Annotated in this window: 4 protein-coding genes and 1 pseudogene; 1 reads left to right on the top strand and 4 read right to left on the bottom strand. The window is 31.4% G+C overall.

Translation table 11 applies throughout. The features are described 5' to 3' along the window. From ACJMLH_RS08380 to ACJMLH_RS08395, 4 genes are all read right to left on the bottom strand, one after another. On the bottom strand, nucleotides 1–588 hold a 588-nt coding region (locus ACJMLH_RS08380), incomplete at its 3' end, for a hypothetical protein (protein WP_405276638.1). An 8-nt stretch (nucleotides 589–596) separates the two neighbouring features. After that, the gene (locus ACJMLH_RS08385; protein WP_405276640.1) at nucleotides 597–1,181 is read right to left on the bottom strand and encodes a DUF6891 domain-containing protein; all 585 of its coding nucleotides are present in this window, start codon (nucleotides 1,179–1,181) and stop codon (nucleotides 597–599) included. Between the two features lie 7 nt (nucleotides 1,182–1,188). Further along, a complete protein-coding gene (locus ACJMLH_RS08390; RefSeq protein WP_405276642.1) occupies nucleotides 1,189–1,884 on the bottom strand; it encodes a DUF6882 domain-containing protein in 696 nt (231 codons plus the stop codon). Nucleotides 1,885–1,893: 9 nt separating this feature from the next. Then, nucleotides 1,894–3,129: an LL-diaminopimelate aminotransferase gene (locus tag ACJMLH_RS08395; protein ID WP_405276644.1), complete on the bottom strand. Its 1,236-nt coding sequence runs from the start codon at nucleotides 3,127–3,129 to the stop codon at nucleotides 1,894–1,896. 309 nt (nucleotides 3,130–3,438) lie between these two features. On the opposite strand from ACJMLH_RS08395, the pseudogene ACJMLH_RS08400 reads away from it, so the two are divergent. After that, nucleotides 3,439–4,229, top strand: a pseudogene (locus tag ACJMLH_RS08400) (hypothetical protein); the annotation flags it as partial.

Here is a 4,229-nt window from a genome sequence, read left to right on the forward strand (position 1 = left end):
TTTTTTTGGATTCAATGGATGATTTTCACACATTGAATCTTTAATTAAATTTCTTTTCAAATGATATTTCAAAAAGTAAAGCATCCACTGGTTAGACAATTCTCTTAATGAAGCATCATCCAAACGTTCGGATTTGGTGAAGAAATCCATCTGATTTCCTCCAACGACAATAGCTATTTCATCGGTTTCAACTAACATGAAAAAGTCATTACGTATATTGTGAATATCAAAATCTTCAAGAACAGAAATTGTTTTTTCCTTTTTATAGTTATAGAAAAATGTGTTAAGATATTCGAAATCAACAAATTTAATATCCTTGATGTTAAATGAAACCTCTTCACTTAACAGCTGATCTTTAAAATTGTATTTTGCTAAAAATTCAATATCCCAAATATTATTGTAAAAAGCAGTGAAAAATGAATCGACTGCAAAACGTACTGTTAATGAAAAATCTTCACTTTCCTTAGGAACTCCAAGTTCAACATCCTTAAACTCGATGTATATTGAATCCTGAGAGATTTCTATTGAAGTCCATTTCCCTGAGTTTATAATTACATCACGAATTAATTTTAGTGACCGGATATTCATTTTAACACCTATCTATTAGTAAAAATATCATATGCTCCTTCAATTTCGTATTCTTTATCCTCTTCAAATGACTTGTCCCATTTGAATGGATTTAATTCAATTTGATTGTTAATGGTTTCATCCCAAACAATTGAGAAACCTTCAGATTTTAAAGCTTCAGCCACGGCCTTGCCAATCTCCAATGCTTTATTTTCATCATTTTCAAAGTCGCCAAAAGTGATTTTTAGTTTTTCATCTTCGATTGCTTCTTCAACATCCTCGAATGTATAAAAGCAAAATCCCTTTGGTTGGAATTTATTATTTATAAGGTGAACATTTAGTTCGAAAGCATCAGCCACACCTTCTTCAATATCATATCCGCAATTGTGAATTGCTACAATATCTCTGTCCGCCAATGCCCTAAACGCATTTTCAAGTTTATTAAAATTAATACTGTCTGAATCATTTAAGGAAATATTAAATTCTGAAAAATCAATGTCCTCTTCAATGAATTGATCTTCCAGTATTTCCATAATCTCATCAACATTAAAAAATCCAGATTTAGCAAGCAATTCAATTAAATAATCTATTTCTTCAACTAAATCCTGATTCATAATATCACTAATCTTCTTCTAAAAGCATTTGAATATGAGTTACATTTCCCCTTTCAGTGAATCCAACAATGATTCTGCTTTCACCAATCTTGGCTACTGCAAAATCTTCATGGGGTTTGAAAATATAACCTTTTAGTTTGGTATAGCTTTCAAATGCGATTTTAGGATATATTTTGAAGTTCTGTTGGAAAATTGCAAAAGTATTTCTGAATTTTTGAACTGAATCATTTTCCTCAACCAAATCAGATTCAATAGCTACAAAAATAACCAAACCTTCTTCAGGTACTGCATAGTATGCATCCAGGTTTAAAATTGATATTGTAGTCATTGCCAATGCATGGCAATCGTTAATGTCGGCATTAATTACAGGTGTTTTGAATTCAGGAATGTCAAATTCATCACCTATTGCTTTCATTTGGCGGGCTGATTGAATTAAACTGTCTTCAAATCCAATATCCTCATTATCCCATGCCCAAGACCATTGTTTTGAATCTTGTGAGAAGAAACCTAATATCTGGATAGGCAACTGTTTATCATCAAATGAAATAATTCCTTTTTCTATATCTAACTCTCCAGGAGTTTCACCAATTAAATCTGAAAGGTTTTCTTGCTTATCCAATGCTAATGCACCATATTTTGATAAAATTACCTTAAATGAATCTCCATTTTCTATTTGTACAGGTTTTTCAAATTTAGCTTTCAAATTAAACACCTAAAATTGCAATTTTGAAATTCTATCCATTGCTTCTTTTGTATTTTCTAATGTATTAAAAGCTGTGAGTCTTAAATAGCCTTCTCCACTTGGACCAAATCCAGAACCAGGAGTTCCAATTACATTAGCTTCATTCAATAACAAATCAAAGAATGCCCATGAATCCATGTCATTAGGTGTTTTTACCCAGATATATGGTGAGCTTACACCACCATAGACTTCAAGTCCCAAATCAGACAAGCTTTCTCTTATGATTTTTGCATTTGCCATGTAATAGTCAATCACATCTTGGATTTCTTTTTTACCTTCCTCGGAGTAGGTTGCTTCAGCTGCTTTTTGCACAGGATAGGATGCACCGTTAAACTTGGTAGTTTGTCTTCTGTTCCATAATGGATTGATTTCCACTTCGTTACCTTCACTGTCATATCCTTTTAATTCTTTTGGAACAACAGTGTATGCACAACGAGTTCCTGTAAATCCTGCAGTTTTAGAAAAACTCCTGAATTCGATTGCAACTTCTTTTGCTCCTTCAATTTCAAATATACTGTGAGGAACATTATCTTCACTTATAAATGTTTCATAAGCTGCATCGAATAATATAATAGCTTTATTTTCTTTTGCATAGTCAACAAATACTTTAAGTTGATCTTTTGTAAGTGTTGTACCTGTTGGATTGTTTGGATAGCATAAATAAATAATATCAACCGGTTCAGATGGAAGTTCTGGGATAAATCCGTTTTCAGAGTTGCATTTAAGGTATGTTAAACCTTCATACATGCCATCATCTCCCATTTCCCCTGTTCTTCCAGCCATAACATTAGTGTCCACATATACTGTGTAAACAGGATCGGTTACTGCAATCTTATTGTCAATGCCAAATATTTCCTGGATATTTCCGGTGTCACATTTGGCTCCGTCACTAATGAACACTTCTGATTTGTCAAGCTCGACTCCATATTTGTTATAGTCATTTTTGATAATGGCTTCAGCTAAAAAGTCATAACCTTGTTCAGGACCATAACCCATGAAAGTTTCTGCATTGCCCATCTCATCAACAGCATCTCTAAATGCTTTAACAACTGCAGGTACTAACGGTTTTGTTACATCTCCGATACCCATTTTAATAATATTTGCATCAGGATGTGCTTTTGTAAATTCTGCTTCTCTTCTTGCAATTTCAACAAAAAGATAACTGCTTTTTAATTTAAGATAGTTTTCATTAATTTTAACAACCATGATTAATTCCTCATAAACATTAATCTAATATATATTTTACTTTTCGGAATATATAAATTGAATGCATTGAAAAAATGCTAATTTTTTTTAAAAAATTAAAAAAATAATACTCCTAAATAAATCTAATCAAATTAAGGTTATTTTTTAAAATCCCCTTAAATAGAGTAAAATAAAACAAATTAAAAAAAGCATACTACACCAATCAAGCATTAAACTAATATAAGGAAAAATGTATGAAATATGAAAATATTTAAATTAATGAATAGACAAATATATACTATAATATAAACTAGGAATGAGTTGGGAAAAATGAACGAACTAACAATTTTACTTTGGATAACAATATTTATAATTGGCGTAATTGCCATCATTGGCGTTAAATTACACTATAAAGGCGATGAATTAGAAAAAGATGAAAAATCAATTATATCTAGCGATACATTTAGCGGAATTCTCTCATATGGCCAAAACAAAGTAGATAACACTCCTCAAAAACATTTTACCCAACCACAATTTGAAAATGATATTAATCCTATAGAAGAAGTTCCACAAGACGAATATGACGTCTACATTGAACCTATAGAAGAAGTTCCACAAGACGAATATGACGTCTACATTGAACCTCAAGTTGAAGAAAATGACAATTATAAGAATATAGCATATGAATCCAAAAATCAAGTGCTTATTAATTATGATAATGAAGTTGAAAAATTCCAAGAACCAATGACCGAAAAGCAGGTTGAAATTATGACTCCAGATAATGAAAAACATGAACTTAAAGACTTATTTACTATTGACGAACTAATTAAAGAATCCAAAAGGAAAGATAGTGAAAGAGAAAAAGAAGCACAACAAATCTCAAAAGATGATGATGCTGAATTAGATGAACTTAAAGAAAGCATCAGACAGAGAAAAGAAAATGGAGATGTTGAAGAAAAACTCATCGAAGAGATTATGGCTGATGAAGAAATTAATGAACTTTTAGCATCCGATGAAAATGAGGAAGTTGTTGAAGAAGAACCAACAATCCAACAAATCATCGAAGAAAAACCAGCAGAAGAAGAACCAACAATCCAACAAATCATCGAAGAAAAACCAGC

The organism is Methanobrevibacter sp. (assembly GCF_045116495.1).
GTDB lineage: Archaea > Methanobacteriota > Methanobacteria > Methanobacteriales > Methanobacteriaceae > Methanocatella.

What these genes read in the sequence shown, in the direction of transcription:
- ACJMLH_RS08385 (WP_405276640.1), bottom strand. Translation starts at nt 1,181, where the DNA reads ATGAATCAGGATTTAGTTGAAGAAATAGATTATTTAATTGAATTGCTT.
- ACJMLH_RS08395 (WP_405276644.1), bottom strand. Translation starts at nt 3,129, where the DNA reads ATGGTTGTTAAAATTAATGAAAACTATCTTAAATTAAAAAGCAGTTAT.